This window comes from Dyadobacter sp. OTU695, assembly GCF_038440355.1.
GTDB lineage: Bacteria > Bacteroidota > Bacteroidia > Cytophagales > Spirosomataceae > Dyadobacter.
Map to the genome: position 1 here is coordinate 216,685 of NZ_JASATN010000002.1, position 24,940 is coordinate 241,624.

Below are 24,940 nucleotides of genomic sequence, written 5' to 3' on the forward strand. Positions count from 1 at the left end.
TCGTCACAGGATAATTGCTATTTCATAAACCTGATCAGACCAATTTCGACCAACAGGAAGAACAGCGCTGCGTACAGGAAGAACTTCCAAAGATTGGTTCCCATATTCTGCTGCTGGAAAGCGGTTGAAAAGGCATCGTCGTCGATCCGGTCGAAGACCTGCACGTTTTTTTGGCCTGAAAATGCAGCGCGCAGCTCGTCGGGAGTATAGTATTGCAGTTTAGACTCGGCATGGTTGTGGTTCAGGGCGATGACCTGCTCTGTTTTATTGTCCAGGACAAGCTCGAAATAGCCTGCGGTAAGGCTCTCGGAGGCCTGGTCACCCTGGGGAATTTCAAGCAAAAGCTGGTTTCCTGCCACCCGCTGCACCGGGATTATCTCGGTTTTGTTGCGTCTGAGTTTGTATACCGAATTAGGCTTGGGCCTGCCCACAGTCAGGCTGATAGGGTTTTCATCAAAGGTAAACGAGGTGCGTTGCTGCCGGACGCTGGAAGCGGCGATTTTATACATGACCGGCACAAATATGGCATGCTGCGATACATTACCATGCTCCTGTCCGAGCGGGGCGGCAAACAAATACGTTTTGCCCGAACCGGATAACACCTGAGCAAGGTAGCTTTGCCCATTGCGCAAGCTCAGCAGCGGCTGCCCTGCACTTGCCCAGCTCCATACGGGCGATGCGCCCGGCAGGTTAAGGTTCAGTTCCTGCCGTATCGATTCTTCAAAAACATCGCTGAAAAAAGGGTTATTGCGGTCGGGAACAGCCAGCGGTAGCGGGGCTTGCGCCTTTTCGGCGGCAATTCCGTTAATACCTAACCCGTTTAAAAAGCGGCCATAACTATCGGCCGCCGGCGCAGCAGGCGGGATCATGGCCAGGCTGCCGCCCTGACGGACGAAATCCTGCAAATCCTGCGGTAAAGTTCCCGAAAGCTGTGTAACGCCCTCCAAGACGACCAGATCCGCGTTTTTGATCAGGCCCGGATCCACATTCTGGACGCTGTAACTTTGCAGGGCAAACAGGCTGTCATTGGCATATACATTCTCGATATAGTTTCCTTCCGGTTTTTGGCCGAACACGTGCAGCACCCGTATGAGCGGGGACGCATTGAGCACAAAATAATAGTCATTATCAAAGGTGACCGGGAAGTCATCGAAAGTGATCTGCCCTTTTTTATAACCTTTTCCTTTCAGGTTGAAGTTGAACTTCGCTGTCGCGCTGCCATTTGCAGGCACGTTTACAGAAGCTGTCGAGGCTTGCGTATTATCAAGGCTCAGCCTGAGCACCACGTTGCGCGCCTCGCGGTTGCCCGAGTTGCTCACCTTTACGAATAATATATTGTTTTGAAGCTCTCGGATGAAGGGTGTGTTCAGCCAGGCAGAATCCACAAACACATTTTTCTCAGCTTCGGCCTGCACGGGCACAAGAAAAATCCGGTTGGTCGAATCGGCTTGAATAGCCGAAAGGTTTCCCGCGGTACTTTTCTGAAAATCCGAAAACCAGAAAAGCTGATTTTTACCCGACTGCGAATGCCGGGCTATCAGGTTTTGCTGTCGTTTGTAGACCTGTTCGAGCGTACGGGGCGTGCCCGAAAGTCCGACGGTCGTCAGGCGGTCGCGAAGCTTTTCGGCGGGGTACAGGCCTTGTTCCTGGGCTGAAAAATCGTTAGTGACCAGTTGGAGTGAGGTTGCATTCTTGAACAATCCCAATAAATCGCCCAGGCGACCGGTAGCAATGTCGAGGTAGCGTTTGTTATTCAACTCGCTTTCCATACTCAGCGAATTGTCCAGGTACAGGCTGGTAATGCCCCGTCTGTCGACGGCTACATTGCTTTCGGCGGGAATGAATGGTTGGGAGAATGCGAACGCAAGACAGGCAATGGCCAGTATCCGCGCGGCCATTACCAGCCAGTGCTTGATCTGCCGGATGGACTTGGTCTGGGTTTCAACTGCCTTTAAAAAAGCGACATTGGTGAAGTATACCCTTTTTGTCCGCCTGAAATTGAAAATGTGTACGGCGATCGGGACCGAGATGGCCAGCAAACCCCACAGGAAGGACGGGAAAAGGAAACTCATGTAGCTTAGGATAGTCTTGTGTCAGTGATCAGTGGCCGAATATGGTTTCAAAACGGCACTTTTCAAATGTTCAACGCAGTTAGGAAAGACAAATTACACCAATTTCTCATAACAGTTTTTTATTTGTAGCGCTTTCTCATATCTCGGACGCTTTTTTCTAACTTTGCACTTCATTTTGCCCGGGGCATGTTTTTTCAATACCCGTGGCAACAGGGAAGATCGTTAATTTAAACAGAGTTATGGCCAAAGTTTCGGTAAACAAACACCAGCCCGTCTATCAAATGCCTACGAACCCAGCTGCGGTTCGTACCAAGAAGTACGCCTTACCTACCCAAAAATACATTTCATTGGCCATGCGTTATTTTTTCAAGACGCAGCTTAAATGGGGGCTTATCCCACTGGCCATTATCCTGATCAATGCGGTCATTAACCTGACGGGTGTGTATCCCAATTTGTGGATTTACATCACCGCCCTGGTGGGTGCGATCCTTTACGTGCTGTTCTGGCTGATCCAGTTCACGGGCATCACCCAACTGGCGCAATACAAGCCCATGTTCGAGAAATTCTCCTATGAGATCGACAACCGCCAGATCATTATGAAGCTCAACCAGAAAGAGGGAAGCGTCATGAAATGGGAGCAGATCCAGGAAGGTTATAAAGATAAAGACGCTTATGTGCTGGTTATTTCCAAAGGACAATTCCTGCATTTGCCGTTCACGATCTTCACTTCGGAGCACGATATTAAAGTTTTCGAGCGGATTTTGAAGCAAAAAGAGATGCTGAAAGCCTGATAAGGGCTTATCACAAAAAAACGGGGTGTCTGAAAAGGCATCCCGTTTTTTTGTTGGCCGCTATTTGATACTGGCCTCCTGATGATGTTTGGTGAAGTTCTTTTCCCCCGCAGTGACTGCGATCGCCAGATGGTTGTTCAGTGGCGGAATCGGGCAGTTGTAGCCGGTGCTGTATGCGCAGTAGGGATTATATGCCTTGTTAAAATCCAGAATGCAGGTGCCGTCTTTCAGGTCGGTCGTTTTCAGGTCCAGATATCGGCCCCCGCCATAGGTGTCCGAGCCGTTGGTTTTGTCTTTGAAGGGGACAAAAAGATAATCCTTGTATTTGGCCAGTTGCTGCAGGCTCAGGCTACGGTATACGGTCAATTTTTGCCTTCTGCCGTTGACCTTGAATTTGAGCACCCCGTATTTGACGTAGGTTTTATTCATCCCGCTGTAAGTGGGCATCTCAAACGATTTGCCTTTGGCCTTCTCAAAGCGGGCCTCCACGCGGTAGGACGAATCTGGCTCGTAGAACTGCAAATAGGGCAGGTCCGCTTCTTTGAGCGGCGAGTTCTCTGAGCGCAGGAACTCCTCCTTGTAATGTTTTCTATACTGATTAGTCTCTTCGGTAAAAGTTTGTGCTTGTGATCCAAACGCCGCGACCAGAACTGTAAAGAGTGTGCTAAAAACAATTTTCATAAGGCAGGGAAAAAAGAAATCCGGTAATTTTTACCGGATTTTATAAAAATTATTCCAGAAACCCAAAAGCCCGGGAACTTTTTGCTTATTGAGCCGAAATTTTCTTCACTTTCGACTCGTCGATATTGAATGCCTTCACAACCGATTCGTAGCTGTTCAGATCCACTTCCGCGTTGGTGCGCTTCAGGAAGTCGGACGGGACGACTACTACGCGGAACTCAAAACCTTTGGTCCAGTCAGTGGCTACGTTTGCAAGGTTGACATTGCCGTCGAGAAAGATCATCATATCGTCGTCAGTCCTATCAAAATTGTAAGTGATAATACCGTTAGGATTTGTAAGAAACGCCGTCTGAGGTAGTGGGCGGTATGCTTTCAAATTTCCGGCATCATTCCAGTAAACATAAACCAGCACTGCATCGGAAGGCAAAACTTCAATTTTTTGCTGATCGAAGTTCAGTGTATAGGAATACTTGTTCGCGGCGGTGAAATCCACATTTATAATGTCGAAAGTTTGTCCAATATAAGAATCTCCCGGATCGCCTTTAGGGCCTGGATCGCCTTTGGGGCCCTCACAACTTTGGAATAATGCGGCGATAGCGAGTAACAGCAGGGGCAAGAATTTTCTGTTCATGACTTGTTAGTTGAAATAATTGAGAAATCTGTTAAAATTCTGTGATTAGATGATGATGCAATTATAAAGTTTAAATCCCGATCGGGCATTAACCTTTGTTAACTAAAAAATGCCGTTCCATGCATCACAGGGAGGCATACACTGGAACAGAGGACGGTAAGTAATTATTGTATTTTTAATAAAGGTATTGTTTGCGTAGATATCGTTTGCGTGCTACTTTTCCCGAAAACAACGATTTTAGGATCAACTAACATTAAAAGGAACAACGATGATTAACCGTAAAGCAACAGCCATTTGGAAAGGTACCGGCAAAGAAGGTGCAGGTACGATCAGCACGCAGAGTACAGTTCTGGAAAATACCCAGTATTCTTTCAATACCCGTTTTGCCGAAGGTAAGGGAACAAACCCCGAAGAGTTGATTGCCGCTGCGCACGCCGGATGTTTCGCCATGAAGCTGAGCTTCGAATTGAATGCGGCAGGGTTCACGGCCGACGAGCTAAACGCCACCGCTACTGTTTCCCTTGACCCTGCAAAAGGCCAGGTCGTTAAAAGCGCGATCGATCTGAAAGCGCAGGTTCCTGGTATCAGCGCCGAGCAATTCGCTCAGGTTGCCGATAAGGCAAAAAAAGAATGCCCTATTTCGCAGCTGCTCAACGCGGAAATCACCTTGAATGCAGAATTGCTATAAGCACAACAGAGCGGTTTGCCATGTCGTCAGGCGTGGCAAACCGTTGTTTTACTCGATAAAAAGATCGCTGGCTATCCGGTCGGCAAAGAGCTTACCGGCCTGGGTGAGCAGTAGTATCCCCGCTTCCTCCCTGATCCAACCCCTCCGGGTCATTTTTTCTAATTCACCCGAGTGCTGTAATGTAAATGCGCCGTTGGAAAGCATTTCGAGCTTTTGCATTTTCACGCCCCATTTGGTGCGCAGGCCCGTTAAAAGGTATTCGTTGGTCTGATCGGCAAGCGTAAGCTGCTCGATAGTCGAGGGAATAATGTCTTTCTGAACAGCTTGCAGGTATTTGGCATTATTGGAAACGTTGTACTCGCGGCTTTCGCCATTGTAGGAGTGAGCGCTTGGGCCTACGCCCAGGTAGGGGCGCTGCTTCCAGTAGGAGCTGTTGTGGTTGCTGTAACGGCCATCTCGGGCGAAATTGGAAATCTCGTACTGCTCATAACCATGCTCGCCCAGGGCTCTTAGCAGTATCTCAAACTGTTGGGCCGCATATTCTTCTTCGATAGGCCGGAGCTTCTTCTTTTTTAGCCAGCTTCCAAAGGCGGTTTGCGGCTCAATCGTCAGGCAGTAAGCGGAAATGTGAGGCACATCCAGCGTAAATACTTTGGAAAGATCACTGAGCAGGATGGTATGATCCTCGGAGGGGATGGCGTAAATCAGATCAATGGAGATATTGTCGATACCCGCATCTTGGGCCAGTTTGACGCATTGCTCTGCCTCCAACGCTGAATGCGCCCTGTTCATAAAGCGCAAATGCGGCTCGTGGAAAGACTGAATACCAATGCTTAGGCGGTTGATGCCCGCTTTGGCGAGCATTTGCAGGGTAGCCTCGCTAAGATCATCGGGGTTGGCTTCCAGGGTTACTTCCGCATCCGGCGAAACGCGGAAGTGTTTGTGAATGGTATCCAGCAGCAAATGCAGCTCGGTTTCATCGAGCAGCGACGGGGTTCCGCCCCCGAAATAAATCGTTTCCATATCCCCTTCCGGCAGGTATGACTTTCTCAGCAGAATCTCCCTTGCAATAGCCTCCACAATGGCCCGCTTGTTGGCGGTATTGGTACTGAAATGGAAATCGCAATAATGGCAAGCCTGTTTGCAAAAGGGGATATGGAGGTATAAGTGCATTATTTAGTGTTTTTTGCCCACTCCCAGCCGATCTTCACTCCGGCCCAGAGGTTATTTTTCGGCGCGGCGTTATAATAGCGGTTGCCGAATGCGTTCAGATCATAGCCCAGGCTGTAAATGCCAGCATTGACCTTCTCGGCCGATGCGGACAGCTCACTGTAAAAGTGTTGGCCCCAGCTCTTTTTCCAGCTCACGCGCGCCGTCCATTGATTGTAGGCCGTGTTTTTAACAGTGTTGGCATCATTCAGATAAAACGAGTCGCCGTGCTGGTAGGTCAGAAATGCCGAGATGCCGTATTTAAGCAGTACGTCCAGACCGGTCGACTGTGAGAAACGCGGAATGCCAGGAATCAGTTTCCCGCTCAGATCAGCGTCGGCCTGCTGGAATTGCTGGTAGGTATATTTGGTATAAGTGCCCGTATTCCAGAGTTTGAGCATCACCGGTAGTTTCGGGTTGGAAAGAATATCCCATCCTAAGGTCCATTCCAGGCCGTTCTGCCTTGTTTTACCCGCATTTACGAAATATTCCGCGCCCGCCTCGTCGAGCCTGCGTACGATCGCGTTACGGAGCCCGAAGTGGTAAAGACTGATTTCCCCGGAAATAACCTTTCCGGCTTTTCGGATACCAATCTCGGTATTGTTGCCCTTTTCAGCTTCCAGGTCTTTGCGGAAACCACCCGCCGAAGGCCGCACTTCCTGCAAGGTAGGAGGGGAGAAGCCGCTGCTGTATGAGGCAGTCACCGACCAGTTGCCTGTTATAACCTTGTTGGCCGCAAAACGCGGGATGAGAATGCCGTCGAAAGTTTTCTGGTCCTTGTTGAAGGGAAGGGGGAAATAGCGCTCGTATTTATATTTAGAGGTATTGTAGCTCAAACCTACGCTCAGGGTCAGGTCGGTGAGCAAAGTCGCTTCCAATTGGCTGAAAACCGACAGGCTTGCTGTTCTGATATCCTCGGCCGTCTGCTGCTTGTCGGCCAGGCCACCTTTGTTGTCGTAATTCCGCTGCGCGGATTTGCCGTATTGCCATTCAAAACCACTGGTCCAGTTGGTTTTTGTATTCCCCCATTCAGATTTGTTTTGCCAGATGTTCCTACCGCCAATGCCGTTCTCATCCCTTTTTTCAAAGTTTGAAATAAATGGATTGGCAAAATCGGTGAAGGTCAGATACAATGCCGTAGACTGCGTCCATCTGTCAGAGAGCTGCAACAGATAGTTGCCGCCCAGCAATGCGAGTCTGGTATAAATGGCAGCCTTCTGTGCTTCGCTGCCCGGAATGGTCGCTGTCGACTGGCGGGCGAGTTTGGGGTTGGTCTGATACTGCGCAAGGTTGATACCGCCTGGCGTCTGATAAAACAGATCCGAGTACATTCCCAGCAACGAGAGCGTACCCTTTTCGCCGATGGCCGAGGTAGAGCTAAACCGGATCGCGTCGCGCGCCATGCCGCTGTGGTTGCGGTAGCCGTCCTGCTCGCTGTGGCCATATTGAATGGAAATGTCGCCAATCTGCATGGTGGAATTCCGGCTTTGGAAACCGTATTTGCCAAAACTTACGCTTTGCTCGGCGCGGTTCAGAAATTCGTTGTCCGGTCTGCTGTGCATGAGCACCACACCGCCGGTACCTGCGCCGTAAATGCTGCTGCCGGGCCCTTTGATCACCTCCATACTTTGAATAGCGCCATAATCGAGCGAATTCAGCGGTGTGTTGCCGCTCGCGTCGGTGAAGGGGATGCCATTCCAGTAAAATTTCACATTCCGCACGCCAAATGGTGAGCGGATCAGGCTTCCCCGGACCGAAAAACGGTAGCTGCCCGGCGAGCGCTCTTCCATGCGCACACCCGGGATGGTATTGACCGCATTGGCCCAGGTGTAATTGGAAAACCGGCCAAGCGAACGGGGGCTAAGCATTCCCACTGTCGCGGTAGTGGTAAGCGGGTCTTTTTCGGATTCAAATGCGTGCACGGTGATCTCGCGCAGGTCCCGGGCTTGCAGCGAATCACTTTGGGCCCGCGCCGGCCCGGAATCATGAAAAATCAGGAAGGCGGTAAGAGCACCGGTAATAGAGATTTTGAGCATATGGGTTTAGTATATATCAATAAAATGCAAAGCTGATCATAAATGCCAACAGTTTCAAGATGTCCTTGTGCGCTTAACGGCCCAGTATGATGCGAAGTTCAACGACTTCCAGCGCTCTGAGAAGAATTTTCCACATAAAACATGTTGAAATGCGCCTTATTCACTGGTAAGCTTTTTGCTCTGAGAGAAGCAATCAAACAATTACCGAATTCAACCTTAATACCCAAAAACATGAAAAAGATCACCTGGATTGTCGCCTCTCTGTTACTGGTCGGTACACTTTCGCTGACCGGCTGTTCAGACAAAACAAAAGACTCCGCCAAAGAAACGGTGGAAGAAGCTAAAAATGACATGGACGAAAACGTGGCCGACGCCAAAGCCGATATCAAGGAAGCTGGGGATGATTTTGAAGCCAAAGTGAAGGAAGATAAAGAGGAATTGAAAAAAGATATTGACGATGCGATCGGAAAGCTCGACCGTAAAATCGAGGAGGCCGACGCCAAAATTGACAAGACTGCAGACAAGGAAAAAGCCAAATGGCAGGAGCGCAAAAAAGAGCTGAATGCCGAAAAAGAAGAGCTGCAGGCTTCCTGGAAACGAGCCCAGAATGAGACGGCAGACAAATGGGACGAGTTCAAGGCCAACACCAAAGAAAAAATCGCCAAAGTAAAGGCGGACCTGAACGACTAATAAATTGATGAGGGTTATACAATTATGAAAAATGCTCCGGTCCTCCGGAGCATTTTTTTGTTATCTGACAGGTAGGTGAATCTCGGTCATCATGCACCGGGCAGAGCCGCCACCGTTGCCCTCGATCACCGAGAGATCGGTATGCAGCAAGCGGGCGTAGTCGTCGAGCAGGTCCTTTTGCCGCGGTGTGAGCGATTCGTAGGCCTGCGTGGACATGACCAGGAACTTGTCGCCCTTCCCGTTTCGTACCATCAGCATGTTACCGGCGAAATGCCGCATTTGTTCCAGCGATATTTCAATCACATCCTTATGGGTCTCTTCAAGCACCGACCTCACCATCTGCCGCTCATCGGGGTCTTTGATCGCTTCCAGGCAAACGACTGCGAAAATATCGCCAATGCACATGAGCACGTTGGTGTGGTAAATGGGTTTGTCGTTCTCATCGGAAGCGGAGAATGCGATGATTTCATAACCTAGGGCCTGCGCAAATGCGTCGAGTACTTCCCTGTGCGTACGCGGGGAAAGGCACGCATAGGCGATCTTGTAACGGCGGTCGAAAACCATACTGCCGGTACCTTCCAGGAATTTACCCTGCGCTTCAAAATGGGTTAAATCGATCACTTCTTCGACGTTGAAATCGCCCGCCAGCGCATCGATAATGTCGATGCGGCGTTCCAACCGGCGGTTTTCGGCCATCATCGGGTACAATACGACTTTCCCGCTCTGGTGGAAAGAAACCCAGTTGTTGGAAAAAACAGCGTCCGGGCGGTCTACCTGCTCGTTGTCGTCGAAAATATGCAGCTCCACACCGGCTTTTTGCAACTGGTCGATCATCAGCTCGAATTCTTCACGGGCCGTCTGCTGGGCTGTTTCCTTGGTCTGCTCGGCGAAAGACTCCCGTTGAAAATCGTTGCTTGCGGCGGTTTCTTCATTGAAACCGAACCGTACGGGCCTGATCATCATGATCCGCGATGTGGACTGCGGCTGGATTTGAGCGGATGAAGTAATGACGCGCATGGGAGTATGGAGTAATGTTTGGAAACCAGATTTTTTTATAACGTGAAGGAAAATCCTTTATGCAATTTACGATTCTGACAGCTTGATTACAACATCAAGATTCGGAACACACCGGGCTTACGCAGCCCGGCTTACGCAGCCCGGCTTGCGTAGCCCGCTATCCGCGCAGCAGCGGCATGCTCATGCAATGCGACCCGCCGCGGGCGCGCGAAAGCTCAGCGGAGGGTAATGTGATGAAGGTGTCGGTAAGATCTTCGGGAGCCAGCTCGTTATGCTCGAATTTTTCCAGCAATCTTTTGGCGCTAATTACCTTGAAGCCCTCTTTTTTGAATGCTTCCAGGGTCTTGTCGTTACGGTCGTAGCCGATGACCACCCCGTCGCGCAGGGCGAGCAGGTTGCAGGAGTCGGTCCACTGCTCGCGCTCTCCGTAGGGGAATTCGTTCCCTCCCGAGTAAATGAAACGTACCGGGCCGCTTACGCCAAGATCCTCGCGGCTGATCTCGGTCAGCAGATCTTCCAGGTTCTCAATTTCCCGGGGATGCTGCTCACTGCCTTTGGCAAACTGTAAGATCCTGAACTCCTTGTTTACATCCACAGGCGCAAAGAAGTGCAGCACATCTTTTTTTCGGGCCTCGTCGCCCACGCGCGCCAGCGAGCCCAAAAGTACCCAGACATCTTTTTTAACCTGGGTAAAAATCGTGTCGATGTGCATGTAGTCCCGTTTCTTAGGAATTTTAATGATAGTGATCTTGTCGACTACATTTTTATCAAACAAAATCTTCATCACCTGTTGGGCGGCGTAAATCGAGGTGCGCTCACTGCAACCGATCAGCAAGTGGCCGGGCGCGACCATCATCACATCGCCGCCTTCGAGCGTACAGCGCTGATAGTCGCTGGCCTTTTCATCATCGGGCAACAGAAAATGCCGCTCGTTTTCAGGTATTTCAATAATGTTTTCCTTGATATGGGCAAACATCGGGTGGTAAAAGAACACGAACTGCGCCAATATCGATTCGCGGGTACGCGCGGCTTTGGCCGGTTTGTTGAGCAGAATGTGGTCGTTGATCACAATGCCTATATCCCTTGTGAAAATAAGGTTAGGCAGTGGGGCGAAAAGCATTCTTTTATCGGAACAATAACCTGAAATGAAAATGCGGGCCAGTTCGTGCGCATCGAAGCTGTGCAGTTCCTCCTGGATTTTGTAGGAACAACGCTCTATACCACAAATAGCCGCGGTGAGCTTAATACGTATGCGCTGATCTTCGAGTATGTCTCCAAGCAGCCTTTGAATGTCCACTACATGGTCGGAGGCGAAATATTTGTCAGTACCCGGGATAAAGTAGGAGCGGGTAGGGTCTTCATTGATTTCGCTGATTTTACCTTTGATTTTATCAGGGTCAAGGAAGTACAGCAGCAGCTTTACATAATAGTCATATTCTTTTCTGCGCATCGTGTCAAGATGCACAATGTCCTCGAAAAGCCAGTCCTGGGCCTTGCTGGGCACTACCTTGCCCAGGCCACGGTCGGGGCTGTGGATCAGCAGTCTTTTCAGGGTACCTGTTTCGGAGGATACGCCAATCGGCAGCCCGGATATTGGATTGATAGCCATAAATGAAGTGTTTGGAACGCTGGGGGCACAAAGTAAATGTTTCTTCGGGAATTAAAAACCGGCCTTTCTTCAACCCGTTTATTCTCTGACCGTTTAAGGCAGAAATATCTTTGTCGCGGGAACATCCTGCCACTTAAAAAGGTTGTAGAAGATGAGTGGTCCGTAGTTTAAGACATTGAGGCTCATTTTCATTTACGGCTAATGCGTATTACTTTTGCGGGAAATTACCACGAACTATCTTTTAAGTATAAAATCAGTTATGCTCTCTATTAATGACTTGCGTGCCTCCATTGAAGGTAAGGAAATATTAAAAGGCATCAATCTGGAAGTCAAACCGGGTGAAGTGCATGCGATTATGGGGCCCAACGGTTCCGGCAAAAGTACCTTGGCTTCGGTGTTGGCAGGAAGGGAAGAGTACGAGGTTACTGGCGGAAATGTAGTTTTTGAAGGAAAGGAAATCCTTGAACTGGCTCCCGAGGAAAGAGCTGCGGAAGGAATTTTCCTTGCATTCCAATATCCGGTCGAAATTCCGGGCGTTACCACGATCAACTTTTTGAAGACGGCGGTTAACGAAATCCGTAAATATAAAGGCGAAGCGCCCCTGGATGCTGCGCAGTTCCTGAAAATGGTGCGTGAAAAGGCCAAGCTGGTCAGCATGAACGACTCGCTGTTGAAACGCGCACTGAACGAAGGCTTCTCCGGTGGCGAGAAAAAGCGTAATGAGATCTTCCAGATGGCCGTACTCGAACCGAAACTGGCGATTTTGGATGAAACGGATTCGGGCCTGGATATCGACGCATTGCGTATCGTGGCCGAAGGCGTCAACTCGCTTCGCTCGCCTGAGCGTGCAACGATCGTTGTGACGCACTACCAGCGTCTTTTGGATTATATCGTACCTGATTATGTACACGTATTGTACAAAGGAAGGATCGTCAAATCCGGACCGAAGGAGCTTGCGCTCGAATTGGAAGAAAAAGGTTACGATTGGATCAAAGCGGAAGTTGAAGCGGTAGGTTAAGTAAAGGCAGATGTCCGTTTAAAACTTAACCCAACACAGCACCATACCCCATTATCGATGAGTACCGAAACAATAGATTTAAAAACGAGACTGATCACTGATTTTCATGCCCGCGAGGCAGTGATGAATGGTGAGGCGTCTTCTGAATTCCACCAGAAAAAGCGCGCAGGACTGGCCCGGTTTGAGCAATTAGGCTTCCCGACGATCAAACACGAGGAGTGGAAATATAGCAATGTTAGAGACCTGATCAGTGTTTCTTACGACTTCAATGCGGAAAGCTCCATTGGCCTGGCTGAACTGGAAGACCTGAAAGTGCCCAAGCAGGAAGCCAATATCCTGTATTTTGTCAATGGCCGCTACAACCCGGATCTGTCCACCATTATTTCTCCGGTTGAAAAGATCACAATCAGCTCACTGGCCGAAGCATATAAGCATGATCCTGCCAAGGTTGCAGCGCATTTCAACGAACTGACCAAGGATGCTGACGATGCCTTTACAGCATTGAATACGGCCTTTACCCAGGACGGTATATTTATCCATATTCCCGATAACCAGTCGGTTGAACATCCGATCATCCTTCGTTTTGTCAGCGACGCGCGGGAGAAAAATGTGGGAAGCCAGCCCCGCAACATCATTTCCGTCGGTAAAAATTCGCAGGTGAAAATGGCTGAGGCATTCAGAACCCTGGGTGACCAGCGTTCGTTTACCAATGTGGTGACTGAAATCCACGTGGCCGAGGAAGCGAACGTGCAGTATTATAAAGTGCAGAACGAAAGTGAGAATGCCTACCACATAGGCACTACCCAGGTGCGCATGCTCGACCGCTCGCACTTCTATGCGGGTACTGTAACGCTGAACGGCAAATTCACACGCAACAATTTGAATATCGTCCTGGACGGTGAGCATTGCGATGCACATATGTACGGGTTGTATTTTCCGGACGGCACCCAGCACGTGGATAACCATACGGTTGCAGACCATCAGAAGCCCAACTCGGAAAGTAACGAGCTTTACAAGGGTATTTTGCGGGATAAATCCAAAGGTGTTTTCAACGGGAAGATTTTCGTTCGCCCCGACGCTCAGAAGACCAACGCATTTCAATCTTGTAAAAACATCGTCTTGTCGCCTGATGCGTCGATGAACACCAAACCGCAGCTGGAAATCTTTGCCGACGATGTGAAGTGCTCGCACGGTACCACGACCGGCCAGATCGACGAGGAAGCCTTGTTTTACATGCGTTCCCGCGGGATTTCCCAGCCGGAAGCCATGTCGCTTTTGATGTTTGCATTCTGTGCGGACGTCGTGTCGCAGATCAAGATCGATTCGGTTCGTGAATATCTGGAAAACGTCATCACCCAGAAGTTGGCTTCGAAATAGCTTTCAGCGGGTTTAATTATCCGAATTAATACATTTCCTGGTACCCAACCGCCATTTTTGGGGTTGGGTATTTTTCTTAAATGACGAATCACATGAGCCACAATCTCAATATCGCATCCATCAGAAACGACTTCCCGATTTTGAACGAAATCGTCAATGGCAAACAACTCGTCTATTTCGATAACGCGGCAACGACCCAGAAGCCCAGGCTGGTGCTGGACGCGCTGGCGGGTTACTATGAGCATTACAATGCCAATATCCACCGCGGTATTCACCACCTGGCAGAAAAAGCTACTTCTGCATTCGAGCAGTCCAGGAAGCGTTTGCAGGCATTTTTGAATGCGGAACATTCAGAAGAGATCATTTTTACCTACGGAACAACCGATGGGATCAATCTGGTAGCATCCTCATACGGGCGCAAGTTTCTCAAAGAAGGCGACGAGGTAATTATTTCAACCATGGAGCACCATTCGAACATCGTGCCCTGGCAGATGCTTTGCGAAGAGAAAGGCTGCATCCTGAAAGTGATCCCGATCAACGACCAGGGTGAGCTATTGATGGATGAATATGAGAAGCTGCTGACTGAAAAGACCAAGTTTGTTTCGGTAGTGCATGTTTCCAATGCATTGGGCACTATTAACCCGATCAAGGAAATCATCGCCAAAGCGCACGCAGTAGGTGCGAAGGTGCTGATCGACGGCGCGCAGGCCAGCTCGCACATCGAGATCGATGTACAAGACCTGGATTGCGATTTCTATTCGCTTTCCCTGCACAAAATATACGGGCCTACCGGAATGGGAATCCTTTACGGCAAGCGAGATTTGCTCAATGCAATGCCTCCTTACCGTGGCGGCGGCGAGATGATCAAGGAAGTTACGTTCGCCAAAACGACTTATAATGAGCTGCCCTACAAGTTCGAAGCCGGCACGCCTAATATTGCCGATGTGGTTGCGGCCAAATTTGCATTGGATTATGTAGATGCTTTGGGTAAACCAAACATTGCAGCCTATGAGAACGAACTGCTCGCATATGCCACCGAGGCTGTGAAGGAGATCGAAGGATTGAGGATTATCGGTCAGGCGAAAGAGAAAGTAAGCGTGCTATCTTTCGTGATCGACGGCATTCACCACCAGGATATCGGCGTGTTGCTCGATCAGCAGGGCATAGCAGTCCGCACGGGCCACCACTGCACGCAGCCTTTGATGAACCGCTTCAATATTACCGGAACCTCGCGTGCGTCATTTGCTGTTTACAATACAATCGAGGAGATCGACAAGCTCATTCAGGGGCTGCATAAGGTGAAGCGGATGTTGGGATAATTTTTTAAATTACTGCATTGTTTTATTTCAGACTATATACGCATTATGAAAGACAATTTGCAGGAAGCCAGAAGATATCTTAACAATGCCAAGGAAATGCTAAGTGAGAAAGCCAGGAAGGACGGGAAGTTTTATCAGGATAAAAAATATGTCAAGCTGGCCGGGCACGCGGCGTATTCCGGGGTGCTAATCGCGCTTGATGAATTGCTGGGTAACAAGGGAAAAGGAAGAAAGAGCATTGATTGGTACAAAGCTGAATTGGCGAAAGTGGACAAGAAAGCGCTGACTTCATTAAATGCTGTTTATGACACGCTCCATTTGGCCATGAGTTACGACGGAAATAGCCTGGTTGACATTTCAAAAGCGGGTCTCGAACTGGCCGACTCGTTGATCAATTGGGTTGAAAACCGCCACGCAGCAGCTTAAAAACAGAATTACACAATGACCATAAACGAAACACAGGACGAACTAATTTCGGATTTTGAATTGTTTGATGACTGGGAGAGCAAATACGAGTTCATTATCGATCTCGGAAAGCAGTTCCCGCCGTTAGAAGAACAATACAAAACCGAAGATAATATTATCAAAGGATGCCAGTCGAGGGTGTGGCTAAACGCCTACATGGATGGCGATCTTTTGAAATTCGAGGCCGATAGCGACGCGATTATCGTCCGCGGGCTGGTGAGTATGCTGGTAAAGGTGCTTTCGGGCCACACACCGGAGGAAATTGCCAAAGCCGACGTTTATTTTATGGAAAGGGTCGGTTTGCACCAGCATTTGGCACAAACCCGGTCGAACGGACTGGCAGCAATGCTCAAACAAATGAAGGCATACGGCTTTGCTTACCAGGCCAAATCAGTGAATGCATAACAACTAACAAGACTTGCGATGTCAGAGTCAGAATTGAAAGAAGAAGTAATCAGAGCCATTAAAACGGTTTACGACCCTGAAATCCCGGTCGACGTTTATGAGCTTGGATTGATATATGATCTGAAAGTGTTTCCGATCAATAATGTATTTGTGTCGATGACGCTGACATCACCCTCTTGCCCTTCGGCAGGAACGTTGCCCGGCGAAGTGGAACAGAAGATCAGGGAAGTGGAAGGGGTAAATGACGTAAGTGTGGAGCTCACATTCGACCCGCCGTATTCGACGGAAATGATGTCGGAAGAGGCGAAATTGGAACTGGGTTTCATGTAGGGACTTCGGCTTTTCAATACTTAGGCTTTCGGCAATCGGCCGTCGGCTTTTTTAACAATACTTCGACTGCCGAAAGCTGATGACCGACAGCCGAAGTACAAAAATTAGTAACAACAACTTTTAAACATTAACAGATATGTATCCACCACAATTAGTGGCTCCCATGAAGGCCGAACTGACTAGCGCCGGTTTTCAGGATTTGACAACCGCTGAGGAAGTCGATAACTTCATGCAAAATACCAAAGGAACTGCTTTGGTTGTGATCAATTCGGTATGTGGCTGTGCGGCAGGTGCTGCGCGTCCGGGCGTAAGGGCGGCTTTGGCCGGTAGTGAAGTGAAGCCTGATCACCTGGCAACAGTTTTCGCAGGAGCTGACCTTGAAGCGACCGCTAAAATGCGTGAGTACACATTGCCTTATCCTCCGTCTTCGCCGGCCGTTGCGCTGTTTAAAGATGGTGAGTTGATCCATTTCGTTGAGCGCCACCACATCGAAGGCCGTTCGGCCCAGATGATCGCTGAACATTTGAAAATGGCTTTCGAAGAATTCTGCACAGAAGAGGCATAATTCGAATCTTATTTAATGACTTGACGGCTACTTTCGATTACATTTGAAAGTAGCCGTCCGTTTTCAATACCTGCCCATATGCGAGGACACCGTTTCACGAAATACATTCCGCCCGAGCAAGGGCCCAACAGCAAGTTCGACCAGCTCTTTGATATTTTTCAACAGCTGCTTCTGATGACCTCTGGCGACGTCTCGGAGGCCATGTCGTGGCTGAGCCAGCTCGATCGCCAGTACAACCTGACCAACGATTCGTACGGCATCGGCGATTTCTTTGAAGACCTTAAGAAGAAAGGTTACATCACCGAAGAGAAGCAGGAAGGCGAAGGAAGGCTCATTATGACGCCGAAAGCCGAGAAGAGCATTCGCAAGAGCGCGCTAGACGAGATTTTTGGTAAACTGAAAAGATCCAAATCCGGCGGTAACCATCACACGCCTCACATGGGTGCGGGCGATGAGCTGACCAGTGATATCCGCGATTTTCAGTTCGGTGATACGCTGGATCAGATTTCGATGACCGAATCGATCAAGAATGCCCAGGTCAATCACGGGATCGGCGATTTTATGCTGATGGAAAACGACCTGGAAGTAGTCGAGCGCGAGCAGAAAACTACTACTGCCACTGTGGTAATGATCGATATCAGTCATTCGATGATCCTTTATGGTGAAGACCGTATCACGCCTGCCAAAAAAGTTGCCTTGGCACTCGCCGAGCTGATCAGGACCAAGTATCCCAAGGATTCGCTCGATATCATCGTATTTGGAAATGATGCCTGGCAAATCCAGCTCAAAGACCTGCCCTATCTGGAAGTAGGGCCTTATCACACCAACACCGTAGCCGGTTTGGAGCTGGCGATGGACATTCTGCGGCGTAAAAAGACACGCAATAAGCAGATCTTTATGATTACAGACGGTAAGCCGACCTGCCTGAAAGAAGGTATCCGCTACTACAAAAACAGTTTCGGTCTGGATCGCAAGATTATTAACAAGACACTCACACTAGCCGCCCAGTGCCGCAGGCTCGATATTCCGGTAACGACGTTTATGATCGCCACCGACCCCTACCTGAAACAGTTCGTGCAGAATTTCACGCAGGTAAATAACGGCCGGGCCTATTACAGCAATTTGCAGGGGTTAGGGGGCTTTGTACTGGAAGACTTTCAAAGAAACAGAAGAAAGAACGTTAAGTAAACCTCGACGTTCTTTCTTGTGAATTACTTTTTCCCAACCGAAATCATATTGGCAAACAACCGGTAAGCGCCTGTAACGCCTGCCGGCAGCTCGCGGAAGAAGGACAGGCCGGTATAGATGTAGTGTCCTTTGCCGTATGATGCATAAAGGGTGCTGCCCTCCCGTGCTGACTCGTCCTTATCATGGGCAGAGAATAACGCCACGTAATTTTTCTTATCCCAATCCTGGGCGAAATACAGTCCGCGCTCCTGGATCCAGCCTTCAAAATCCTGCTGAGTGATTTTGTTGGGGTAATTCAGAATCGGACTTTCCGGTTGCAAAAAGCGCATTTCCGCGTCTTCTTCGGTTACCCTCTCACGTCCGAGCTCGATGTTGAAAGGCCCGATCTGCTTGACTTTCTGCCCGCCCGGAATCGTGTATTGAACTACCATTGTGCCGCCGTTTTTGACATAATTCATCAGTTTTGCCTGATAATTGTTCAGGTAGCCTTCTGTGTTGTAGGCACGCACGCCCACGACGATCGCGTCGTACATATTCAGATCTTTGGCCAGTCCCGCTTCGTTGAGCATGGTTACCTGACAGTCCATTTGCCGCAAGGCGGTGGGTACATCATCGCCCGCCCCGGCGATGTAGCCGATGTTTTTGGCCGTTGTCTTCACGTCGATTTTAGCCAGTCTGGCGGATGATTCCGGGAAAAGTGTCTGGCTGGGAATGTGCTGATAGGCAATGGTTTTGACTGATTTATCATAACTTTTACCATCCACCACAGCCACTGCCTTGATCACTGCCTCCTGGTTTGTAGCCGGCGGGGTAATGATGAACGAGAAATCTTGCTGCTGATATTTATTGGCCAGATTGAATTCCGCTGATTCCGGAACCGCTTTCCAGCCTGCCGGGATTTCGGGTTTCAATGTCCCTTTTACATTGCTTCGCTGCGCTTCTACGATGATACTCACCGTTTTGGCTTCCATAGATGGGAAAATAAATACGGGCTCGGTAATAACCGTCGTTACCAGCGGCCGGATCTCGAAGGGCCTGTAAATCTCGCCCTCAGCAGGGTCGACCGACTTATAGACCCAGGGTTTTTCAAATACAAACTCCTGCCCGCCGATTTCAAATTTGTAGCTGGTTTTGGTCTCCGGACGGTTTTCGGGATAGCCGATATCCTGTTGGTTATCGATCTGGAAAATGCCGCGTTCGATGGGTTTTTCGAGCCAGTAAGGCTGGCTGGTTTTCAGCGTAGCGGGTAATAACGCTTTTTTGGGAAACGCATTCATTTCGTTGGCATTCAATGCGAGGTTCAAAACGCTGTCCGCCGATTTGCCTGTCCAATGCAGCGACACGAGTTTCACAGGGTAATCGGAGCGTTTTACAACACCGATATTGATCCGTGCCTCGTCACCCGCAACCCCCGAAAAGTCATTAGGATTAGTCTCAAACCAGAGCCCGGCGCATTGCTGGATCAGCTCTTTTACTTCCTCCTTTTTGGTTTTGATATAAATGTTGGCCGAATCGAGCTTGTTGAGCTCGGCATGGATTTTCAAAAGCTCGGCAATGGAGGCCGATGGCTTGTTGACCGAGTAGTTCTTAATGGCTGCCACGATAAGAGCATGTACTTTCTCACTTCCTTTCACGCGTTTCCAGCTTACATCGATGCCGTCAAAAAGATTCTTTTCGGCCGGTGTACCTACTTTGTGCAAAAAGAAATCTACGCGGTCGCCTCGTTGCGGGGCACTTCCGAAGCCCTGGCTGCGGTGCTGGCTGCGGCTTAATGCGGCTATTTCGGTATATGATTTGCCTAAAACCGGGTTATAACCACCGATTTCAATGGAAATGAACGGATTTTTCTCCTCGCTGGGCGCTTTATTGGTAAAGCCCGGCGTAAACGTATTCCATACCAGGCGCTTGGTTTGCCAGGTTTTTACAAATCTAAGTTGATCCGGATAAGCTTTCGGATCGGCAGCCAGGTTAAAACCTTCTTCGGCAAGGTACGCCGAGGTCTGATGATGACCATGGCCGGCGCGCGGGTCGGGCGGAAAGCGGGTAATGATCACATCGGGTTGGAACTTTCGGATCATCCACACCACATCGCCAAGTACTTTATCGCGGTCCCAGAAGTTGAGCGTCTCATCGCGGGTTTTGGAAAAACCAAAATCGTAGGCCCGTGAGAAGAACTGTTGTGCGCCGTCGATGCGCCGCGCGGCCAGCAGCTCCTGGGTGCGGATCACCCCGATATTGTAGCCCTGTTCGGCGCCGATTAGGTTCTGGCCGCCGTCGCCGCGGGTCAGCGAGAGGTATCCTGTACGCACCAGCTGATCCTTGGACAAATAGGAAAGCATCAGCGTATTCTCATCGTCAGGATGCGCCGCGATGTAGAGCACCGAGCCGAGCACGTCGAGTTTTTTAATGTTTTGAAAGATCTCACTGGAAGACAGGGCGGGTGTCTGCGCGAAAAGCCGGTTTGCGAAAAGTAGCAGTACGAGCGTAAAAAAACGGTGCATAACGGGTTAAGGTGGTTGATTTAGGGCTGGTTACAGGGTCCAGGTGAGTACATAATCCTCAAATGTATCAAATTGGATCTGTATCGTTTCCGCCAGATCCTCCTTTTGCAGGTTAACTTCAAAAAAGCCGTTTTGGTTGCCGGAAAACCGATTAATCGTAATATGTTTTTTCAGGTCGATGGAAGCATCGCCGGCATACTTGAATACCGACTCCTTGGCAGACCAGATCAGGTGCATTTGCACGTTGTTTTCCAGCTCAGCCCATTGCAGTTCTGCCTCATTTAAAAAATAGAATGCGCCCTTTGAAATGGAAGGTTTCATTTGCTGGATATCGACGCCGACGGCAGCGTCCTGGCGCAGGTATACGCACGCGCAATCGCCTGAATGCGACATTGAGATTTCCATGTCATTACCGGCCAGGTGTGGTTTGCGTTCCGGATCATAGCTGATCACCCTATTCTGCCCCAGCATTTCTTTGAGCAGCACCCTGCAAGCCAGCCATTCCCGTTTTCGTTTCTCCTTGGAAATGCCTTCCAATAGGGCCATTTCCGAGGCGGGCAAATCCAGCATTCCAAGCAAATCCTCCCAGCGCTCGCTCATGCGCCAAAGTCCCAGTTTTGCTACCGCTGAAATGGTTTTTATAGAAACGATGCCCATTTATTGCTAATTTTGATATCAGATGTGGCGTACTGTTTACGTCCTTCCGCTGATTTTATGTGGCCTAAAAACAAAGTTCTGCGTTCTGCGCTGAAAGCATTTTCCATTTTTTTTCTGGTTATCGGGATACTATTCGGATTATTCCTCTGGCGCATCCGCGTACCGAGGCCCGGGCTTGAAAGTACTAAAACTGTCGAAAGTTACAAGCGTGAGAAGGTAGGGGAGAATTATTACCGGGTAGGCAACAACTGGCTTCGCAAAAACAAGCACGGCATTTGGGAGATGTACCTAGAAGGCGCTCCTTACGAGCGGGGCCTGATTTACGGGGTACTGGCCAAAGAGCTCATGGAAAAGCAGGAAGTGCATTTTGTGGGCCAGATTAAGGAAATGATCCCAAGCGCGATGTTCCTGCAAGTGCTGAAAGGTTTTGTAGGCTGGTTCAACCGCGATATTTACAAATATATACCCGAGGAAAACCAGCAGGAGATCTACGGCGTCTCGCAGTCTTTTTCGGATCAGTTCAACTACATCGGTCCGAAATATTACCGGATTCTCAACTACCACGCCGCCCACGACATTGGTCATGCGCTCGCCGACCTGAATATGGTCGGTTGTACCTCGTTCGCCGTAAACCATTCGCTTACCAAGGACTCTACATTGCTCATCGCCCGTAACTTTGATTTTTATATGGGTGACGCATTTGCCGAGGACAAGCTGATCGTTTTCATGAATCCCGACAAAGGCTACAAATTCGCTTCCTACGCATGGGCCGGACTTACAGGCGTCGTTTCGGGAATCAATGAAAAGGGTATTACCGTTACCTTAAATGCTTCTAAATCGGACATTCCATTTGCTGCCAAAGAGCCGATCTCCATTTTGGCAAGGGAAATCCTGCAATATGCCGGCAGCATTGCCGAAGCGCGTAAAATCGCTTCCAGAAGCGAAACATTCGTTTCTGAATCGCTCTTAATCGGTTCGGCGGCGGACGATAAGGCGGTGATTATCGAAAAATCACCCCAGAAAATGGATATGTACGATCCGGGAGGGGATGCCCTGGTTTGCGCAAACCATTACCAGAGCAATGCATTTATTAAGGATTCAGTTAATATCAACAATATCAGGGATACAGACTCCAAAGCGCGCTTCGAGCGGATGGCTCAGTTGATGGGCCGTTCTTATCCGATGGATGTAAGTCAGGCAGCCAGTATTTTGCGCGATCAGAAGACGGTCGACGATAAATTTATTGGCTATGGTAATGCCAAGCTGCTCAATCAGCTGATTGCGCATCATGGCATTGTCTTCAAACCAGCCAGAAAGGAGTTCTGGATCTCGGCACCGCCTTATCAGCTTGGAGAATTCGTAGGTTATGATTTAAATCAAATATTTGCGCGGAAGGGGCATTTTCAATCGTTTGACTCCCTTGACATCGACCGTGATCCGTTCCTGGAATCGGCCGACTATAAAAAGTTTGAGGCATTTAAGGCGGTGAAGCAGAAAATTACTAAATATGTGATGCTGGACGCGCCGCTTTCGCTGACCCCACAGGAGGAGAAGACTTTTGTCGCCAATAATGCGCAGAGCTATCTTCCGTATTTTTTCCTGGGAGAGTATCATCAAAAGAAAGAAAATTTTGATAGAGCGATCAGCTATTACGAACAGGCGTTACGGCGCGAAGTCTCTTCATTGAATGAAAAGAAAGCGATACAAAAAAAAATAGCGGAGTGCCGAGGGAAAAAGTTAATTAGCATTGACAAAAACTAGCTTTTCCATAAACTTAGATTGCCATGAGTCCCCAAACACAGCAGCCCGCCTTGCAGCAACTTTTGTTGCATGTTTCCAATTATTCCGGCTACTACAAGCGGATTTTTCGCGAACAGAATATTAACCTCGATGCGATCAAAACGGCGGCCGATCTGACGCAGCTCCCATTTACGACTAAGGACGATCTGGCCCAGCACAACGACGATTTCCTGTGCGTGCCTAAAAGCCGCATTACCGATTTTGTGACCACCTCGGGTACGCTCAGCGATCCGGTGGCTTTTTATCTTACCGATTCAGATGTTGAGCGGCTGGCGACCAACGAGTCGGAATCCTTCCGCTGTGCGGGCGGCTCGGAAAACGACATTTACCAGCTGATGACCACCATCGACCGCCGGTTTATGGCCGGGCTCGCCTACTGGATGGGCGCACGAAAAATGGGCGCGGGCATGATCCGGGTGGGCCCGGGAGCGCCGTTTCTGCAATGGGAATCCATCCAGCGCTTCTCGCCGACGGTCATTATCGCCATACCATCATTTATTCCAAGACTGATCGACTATGCGCTCGCAAACCAGATCGACTACCGCGCCTCGACGATCAAATCCATTATCTGCATTGGCGAGCCGATCCGTAACCCGGATTTTTCCTTGAACGAGCTGGGCAAGCGCATTACCTCACAATGGGATGTGAAGCTGTATTCCACTTATGCATCTACCGAAATGGGTGCAGCGTTTACCGAATGCGGCGAAGGTAAAGGCGGGCATTTGAACCCGGATCTGCTGATACTGGAGGTGGTGGACCAGGAGGGCAATGCAGTGAAAGACGGCGAGCTGGGGGAAGTAGTCGTCACCACGCTCGGTGTGGAGGGCATGCCACTGCTGCGCTACAAAACCGGCGATCTTTGCAATGTGTATTACCAGCCATGCGCGTGCGGGCGCACCAGCCCTCGTCTGGGGCCGGTCGTTGGGCGGAAGCAGCAAATGATCAAGTTCAAAGGCACGACCATCTTTCCGCCGGCATTATTTGATGTGCTGGACGCAGTAAAGGAAATCGATTTATACCAGGTAGTCGTATCTAAAAATGAGTTTGGAAACGATGAGATCACCGTCGTGCTTCCGATGCAATTGCAGACATCGGCTTTCAAGGAAACGATGCATTCACTGTTCAAATCCAGGCTCCGCGTATCGCCCGCGCTGACTTTCGTTACCGCTGAAGAACTAACTTTCCGGATCTACAAACAGGAGAAACGCAAACCTGAAAAATTGGTCTATATTTGACCCCTCTATTACCGTAAAAATAAAATTACTATCATGAAAAAGTTGATTTACGCGTCTGTAATGGCAATTTCGTTCCTTACCGCAGATGCATCCCTTGCTCAGCGTGTCGATCTCCGTTCAGGGGATGTAGGCGTGTTGTCAGGCCAGAAAACAGTCAATGTAGAATACGATTACTCAGAGTTCGGAGTAGGTAAATTTGCAACAGAACAGGAGTACCTGGATAAGAAATCGGCCGAGTACAATGCCAAGGAAGCGGGCAAAGGCGACGCCTGGAAAAAGGCCTGGGTAGAAGACCGCAAAGCCCGCTACGAACCCAAGTTCGAAGAGCTTTTCAACAAAGGCCTGCAAGATAAAGGCATTACCGTCGTCAATGCCCGTCCCGATGCCCAATATACCCTTATTGTGAAGACCAAGTTCATTGAACCCGGCTTCAACGTGGGCGTGATGCGTAAGAATGCATATGTCGATTTTGAAGTAGACCTTGTCGAATCGGCCAACAAATCCAACAAAGTTGCTGAAATTGGAATGAGAAATGTTCCTGGCGGCCAGTTTGGAGGTTTCGACTTTGATACCGGCGTGCGGATTGCCGAGTCTTATGCGAAAGCGGGTAAATCCCTTGCCGCATTTCTGGATAAAAAACTGAAATAAACTAAACG

General features: G+C 49.4%; 23 protein-coding genes. 14 read left to right on the forward strand and 9 right to left on the reverse strand.

Annotation, left to right across the window (positions count from 1 at the left end):
* Nucleotides 1-17: 17 nt before the first annotated feature.
* On the reverse strand, nucleotides 18-2,072 hold the full coding sequence (locus AAHB90_RS06685; RefSeq protein ID WP_342084163.1) for a BatA domain-containing protein: 2,055 nt from the start codon (nucleotides 2,070-2,072) through the stop codon (nucleotides 18-20).
* A 281-nt stretch (nucleotides 2,073-2,353) separates the two neighbouring features.
* On the opposite strand from AAHB90_RS06685, the gene AAHB90_RS06690 reads away from it, so the two are divergent.
* Nucleotides 2,354-2,863, forward strand: coding sequence for a YcxB family protein (locus tag AAHB90_RS06690; RefSeq protein WP_342084164.1), 510 nt, complete (start codon nucleotides 2,354-2,356; stop codon nucleotides 2,861-2,863).
* A gap of 60 nt (nucleotides 2,864-2,923) precedes the next feature.
* Here the strand turns inward: AAHB90_RS06690 and AAHB90_RS06695 are convergent, their stop codons facing one another.
* Together AAHB90_RS06695 and AAHB90_RS06700 are read right to left on the reverse strand one after the other, a co-directional pair.
* Nucleotides 2,924-3,544 (reverse strand): DUF1684 domain-containing protein, encoded by a 621-nt coding sequence (locus AAHB90_RS06695; RefSeq protein WP_342084165.1) that lies wholly within the window; start codon nucleotides 3,542-3,544, stop codon nucleotides 2,924-2,926.
* Between the two features lie 85 nt (nucleotides 3,545-3,629).
* Nucleotides 3,630-4,175 carry a hypothetical protein gene (locus tag AAHB90_RS06700; protein ID WP_342084166.1) on the reverse strand — a complete coding sequence of 182 codons (546 nt, stop codon included), beginning with the start codon at nucleotides 4,173-4,175 and terminating at the stop codon, nucleotides 3,630-3,632.
* Nucleotides 4,176-4,443: 268 nt separating this feature from the next.
* Here AAHB90_RS06700 and AAHB90_RS06705 point away from each other — a divergent pair, with 268 nt between their 5' ends.
* Nucleotides 4,444-4,863, forward strand: coding sequence for an OsmC family protein (locus AAHB90_RS06705; protein ID WP_342084167.1), 420 nt, complete (start codon nucleotides 4,444-4,446; stop codon nucleotides 4,861-4,863).
* A 48-nt stretch (nucleotides 4,864-4,911) separates the two neighbouring features.
* Here AAHB90_RS06705 and hemW read toward each other — a convergent pair whose 3' ends face one another.
* Together hemW and AAHB90_RS06715 are read right to left on the reverse strand one after the other, a co-directional pair.
* Nucleotides 4,912-6,036, reverse strand: a complete 1,125-nt coding sequence (gene hemW / locus AAHB90_RS06710; RefSeq protein ID WP_342084168.1) for a radical SAM family heme chaperone HemW — start codon at nucleotides 6,034-6,036, stop codon at nucleotides 4,912-4,914.
* The gene (locus AAHB90_RS06715) at nucleotides 6,036-8,108 is read right to left on the reverse strand and encodes a TonB-dependent receptor (protein ID WP_342084169.1); all 2,073 of its coding nucleotides are present in this window, start codon (nucleotides 8,106-8,108) and stop codon (nucleotides 6,036-6,038) included. The genes hemW and AAHB90_RS06715 overlap by 1 nt, the downstream gene beginning before the upstream one ends.
* 231 nt (nucleotides 8,109-8,339) lie before the next feature.
* Here AAHB90_RS06715 and AAHB90_RS06720 point away from each other — a divergent pair, with 231 nt between their 5' ends.
* Nucleotides 8,340-8,798 carry a hypothetical protein gene (locus AAHB90_RS06720; RefSeq protein WP_342084170.1) on the forward strand — a complete coding sequence of 153 codons (459 nt, stop codon included), beginning with the start codon at nucleotides 8,340-8,342 and terminating at the stop codon, nucleotides 8,796-8,798.
* 60 nt (nucleotides 8,799-8,858) lie between these two features.
* Here the strand turns inward: AAHB90_RS06720 and ctlX are convergent, their stop codons facing one another.
* On the reverse strand, nucleotides 8,859-9,815 hold the full coding sequence (gene ctlX, locus AAHB90_RS06725; RefSeq protein ID WP_342084171.1) for a citrulline utilization hydrolase CtlX: 957 nt from the start codon (nucleotides 9,813-9,815) through the stop codon (nucleotides 8,859-8,861).
* 157 nt (nucleotides 9,816-9,972) lie between these two features.
* Complete coding sequence (locus AAHB90_RS06730; RefSeq protein ID WP_342084172.1) at nucleotides 9,973-11,424, reverse strand: arginine deiminase family protein; 1,452 nt, start codon at nucleotides 11,422-11,424, stop codon at nucleotides 9,973-9,975.
* Between the two features lie 259 nt (nucleotides 11,425-11,683).
* Between AAHB90_RS06730 and sufC the strand changes: the two genes are divergently transcribed.
* The 8 genes from sufC (at nucleotide 11,684) to AAHB90_RS06770 (ending at nucleotide 18,091) form a co-directional block, all read left to right on the forward strand.
* Nucleotides 11,684-12,442, forward strand: a complete 759-nt coding sequence (sufC, locus tag AAHB90_RS06735; protein ID WP_090385328.1) for a Fe-S cluster assembly ATPase SufC — start codon at nucleotides 11,684-11,686, stop codon at nucleotides 12,440-12,442.
* Nucleotides 12,443-12,499: 57 nt separating this feature from the next.
* Nucleotides 12,500-13,819: a Fe-S cluster assembly protein SufD gene (gene sufD, locus AAHB90_RS06740; RefSeq protein WP_342084173.1), complete on the forward strand. Its 1,320-nt coding sequence runs from the start codon at nucleotides 12,500-12,502 to the stop codon at nucleotides 13,817-13,819.
* Nucleotides 13,820-13,911: 92 nt separating this feature from the next.
* The gene (locus AAHB90_RS06745) at nucleotides 13,912-15,138 is read left to right on the forward strand and encodes a SufS family cysteine desulfurase (RefSeq protein WP_446717884.1); all 1,227 of its coding nucleotides are present in this window, start codon (nucleotides 13,912-13,914) and stop codon (nucleotides 15,136-15,138) included.
* Between the two features lie 45 nt (nucleotides 15,139-15,183).
* Complete coding sequence (locus AAHB90_RS06750; RefSeq protein WP_342084175.1) at nucleotides 15,184-15,564, forward strand: DUF5618 family protein; 381 nt, start codon at nucleotides 15,184-15,186, stop codon at nucleotides 15,562-15,564.
* 15 nt (nucleotides 15,565-15,579) lie between these two features.
* A complete protein-coding gene (locus AAHB90_RS06755) occupies nucleotides 15,580-16,008 on the forward strand; it encodes a SufE family protein (protein ID WP_342084176.1) in 429 nt (142 codons plus the stop codon).
* 18 nt (nucleotides 16,009-16,026) lie between these two features.
* Nucleotides 16,027-16,338, forward strand: a complete 312-nt coding sequence (locus tag AAHB90_RS06760) for an SUF system Fe-S cluster assembly protein (RefSeq protein WP_342084177.1) — start codon at nucleotides 16,027-16,029, stop codon at nucleotides 16,336-16,338.
* A 136-nt stretch (nucleotides 16,339-16,474) separates the two neighbouring features.
* On the forward strand, nucleotides 16,475-16,903 hold the full coding sequence (locus AAHB90_RS06765) for a BrxA/BrxB family bacilliredoxin (protein ID WP_223400436.1): 429 nt from the start codon (nucleotides 16,475-16,477) through the stop codon (nucleotides 16,901-16,903).
* A 78-nt stretch (nucleotides 16,904-16,981) separates the two neighbouring features.
* On the forward strand, nucleotides 16,982-18,091 hold the full coding sequence (locus AAHB90_RS06770; protein WP_342084178.1) for a vWA domain-containing protein: 1,110 nt from the start codon (nucleotides 16,982-16,984) through the stop codon (nucleotides 18,089-18,091).
* Nucleotides 18,092-18,114: 23 nt separating this feature from the next.
* Here the strand turns inward: AAHB90_RS06770 and AAHB90_RS06775 are convergent, their stop codons facing one another.
* On the reverse strand, nucleotides 18,115-20,592 hold the full coding sequence (locus AAHB90_RS06775) for a PIG-L family deacetylase (RefSeq protein ID WP_342084179.1): 2,478 nt from the start codon (nucleotides 20,590-20,592) through the stop codon (nucleotides 18,115-18,117).
* A 30-nt stretch (nucleotides 20,593-20,622) separates the two neighbouring features.
* Nucleotides 20,623-21,249, reverse strand: a complete 627-nt coding sequence (locus AAHB90_RS06780; protein ID WP_342084180.1) for a 4'-phosphopantetheinyl transferase family protein — start codon at nucleotides 21,247-21,249, stop codon at nucleotides 20,623-20,625.
* A gap of 57 nt (nucleotides 21,250-21,306) precedes the next feature.
* Here AAHB90_RS06780 and AAHB90_RS06785 point away from each other — a divergent pair, with 57 nt between their 5' ends.
* Genes AAHB90_RS06785 through AAHB90_RS06795 form a run of 3 tightly spaced genes read left to right on the forward strand, consistent with a single transcriptional unit; the run spans nucleotide 21,307 to nucleotide 24,932 of the window.
* Nucleotides 21,307-23,010 carry a C45 family autoproteolytic acyltransferase/hydolase gene (locus AAHB90_RS06785; RefSeq protein WP_342084181.1) on the forward strand — a complete coding sequence of 568 codons (1,704 nt, stop codon included), beginning with the start codon at nucleotides 21,307-21,309 and terminating at the stop codon, nucleotides 23,008-23,010.
* 23 nt (nucleotides 23,011-23,033) lie between these two features.
* Nucleotides 23,034-24,284, forward strand: a complete 1,251-nt coding sequence (locus AAHB90_RS06790; protein WP_342084182.1) for a phenylacetate--CoA ligase family protein — start codon at nucleotides 23,034-23,036, stop codon at nucleotides 24,282-24,284.
* Nucleotides 24,285-24,317: 33 nt separating this feature from the next.
* Nucleotides 24,318-24,932, forward strand: coding sequence for a hypothetical protein (locus tag AAHB90_RS06795; protein WP_342084183.1), 615 nt, complete (start codon nucleotides 24,318-24,320; stop codon nucleotides 24,930-24,932).
* Nucleotides 24,933-24,940 lie beyond the last annotated feature (8 nt).

Coding starts and splice junctions, on each gene's coding strand:
- AAHB90_RS06685 (WP_342084163.1), bottom strand. CDS start 2,072: ATGAGTTTCCTTTTCCCGTCCTTCCTGTGGGGTTTGCTGGCCATCTCG.
- AAHB90_RS06690 (WP_342084164.1), top strand. CDS start 2,354: ATGCCTACGAACCCAGCTGCGGTTCGTACCAAGAAGTACGCCTTACCT.
- AAHB90_RS06695 (WP_342084165.1), bottom strand. CDS start 3,544: ATGAAAATTGTTTTTAGCACACTCTTTACAGTTCTGGTCGCGGCGTTT.
- AAHB90_RS06700 (WP_342084166.1), bottom strand. CDS start 4,175: ATGAACAGAAAATTCTTGCCCCTGCTGTTACTCGCTATCGCCGCATTA.
- AAHB90_RS06705 (WP_342084167.1), top strand. CDS start 4,444: ATGATTAACCGTAAAGCAACAGCCATTTGGAAAGGTACCGGCAAAGAA.
- hemW (WP_342084168.1), bottom strand. CDS start 6,036: ATGCACTTATACCTCCATATCCCCTTTTGCAAACAGGCTTGCCATTAT.
- AAHB90_RS06715 (WP_342084169.1), bottom strand. CDS start 8,108: ATGCTCAAAATCTCTATTACCGGTGCTCTTACCGCCTTCCTGATTTTT.
- AAHB90_RS06720 (WP_342084170.1), top strand. CDS start 8,340: ATGAAAAAGATCACCTGGATTGTCGCCTCTCTGTTACTGGTCGGTACA.
- ctlX (WP_342084171.1), bottom strand. CDS start 9,815: ATGCGCGTCATTACTTCATCCGCTCAAATCCAGCCGCAGTCCACATCG.
- AAHB90_RS06730 (WP_342084172.1), bottom strand. CDS start 11,424: ATGGCTATCAATCCAATATCCGGGCTGCCGATTGGCGTATCCTCCGAA.
- sufC (WP_090385328.1), top strand. CDS start 11,684: ATGCTCTCTATTAATGACTTGCGTGCCTCCATTGAAGGTAAGGAAATA.
- sufD (WP_342084173.1), top strand. CDS start 12,500: ATGAGTACCGAAACAATAGATTTAAAAACGAGACTGATCACTGATTTT.
- AAHB90_RS06745 (WP_446717884.1), top strand. CDS start 13,912: ATGAGCCACAATCTCAATATCGCATCCATCAGAAACGACTTCCCGATT.
- AAHB90_RS06750 (WP_342084175.1), top strand. CDS start 15,184: ATGAAAGACAATTTGCAGGAAGCCAGAAGATATCTTAACAATGCCAAG.
- AAHB90_RS06755 (WP_342084176.1), top strand. CDS start 15,580: ATGACCATAAACGAAACACAGGACGAACTAATTTCGGATTTTGAATTG.
- AAHB90_RS06760 (WP_342084177.1), top strand. CDS start 16,027: ATGTCAGAGTCAGAATTGAAAGAAGAAGTAATCAGAGCCATTAAAACG.
- AAHB90_RS06765 (WP_223400436.1), top strand. CDS start 16,475: ATGTATCCACCACAATTAGTGGCTCCCATGAAGGCCGAACTGACTAGC.
- AAHB90_RS06770 (WP_342084178.1), top strand. CDS start 16,982: ATGCGAGGACACCGTTTCACGAAATACATTCCGCCCGAGCAAGGGCCC.
- AAHB90_RS06775 (WP_342084179.1), bottom strand. CDS start 20,592: ATGCACCGTTTTTTTACGCTCGTACTGCTACTTTTCGCAAACCGGCTT.
- AAHB90_RS06780 (WP_342084180.1), bottom strand. CDS start 21,249: ATGGGCATCGTTTCTATAAAAACCATTTCAGCGGTAGCAAAACTGGGA.
- AAHB90_RS06785 (WP_342084181.1), top strand. CDS start 21,307: ATGTGGCCTAAAAACAAAGTTCTGCGTTCTGCGCTGAAAGCATTTTCC.
- AAHB90_RS06790 (WP_342084182.1), top strand. CDS start 23,034: ATGAGTCCCCAAACACAGCAGCCCGCCTTGCAGCAACTTTTGTTGCAT.
- AAHB90_RS06795 (WP_342084183.1), top strand. CDS start 24,318: ATGAAAAAGTTGATTTACGCGTCTGTAATGGCAATTTCGTTCCTTACC.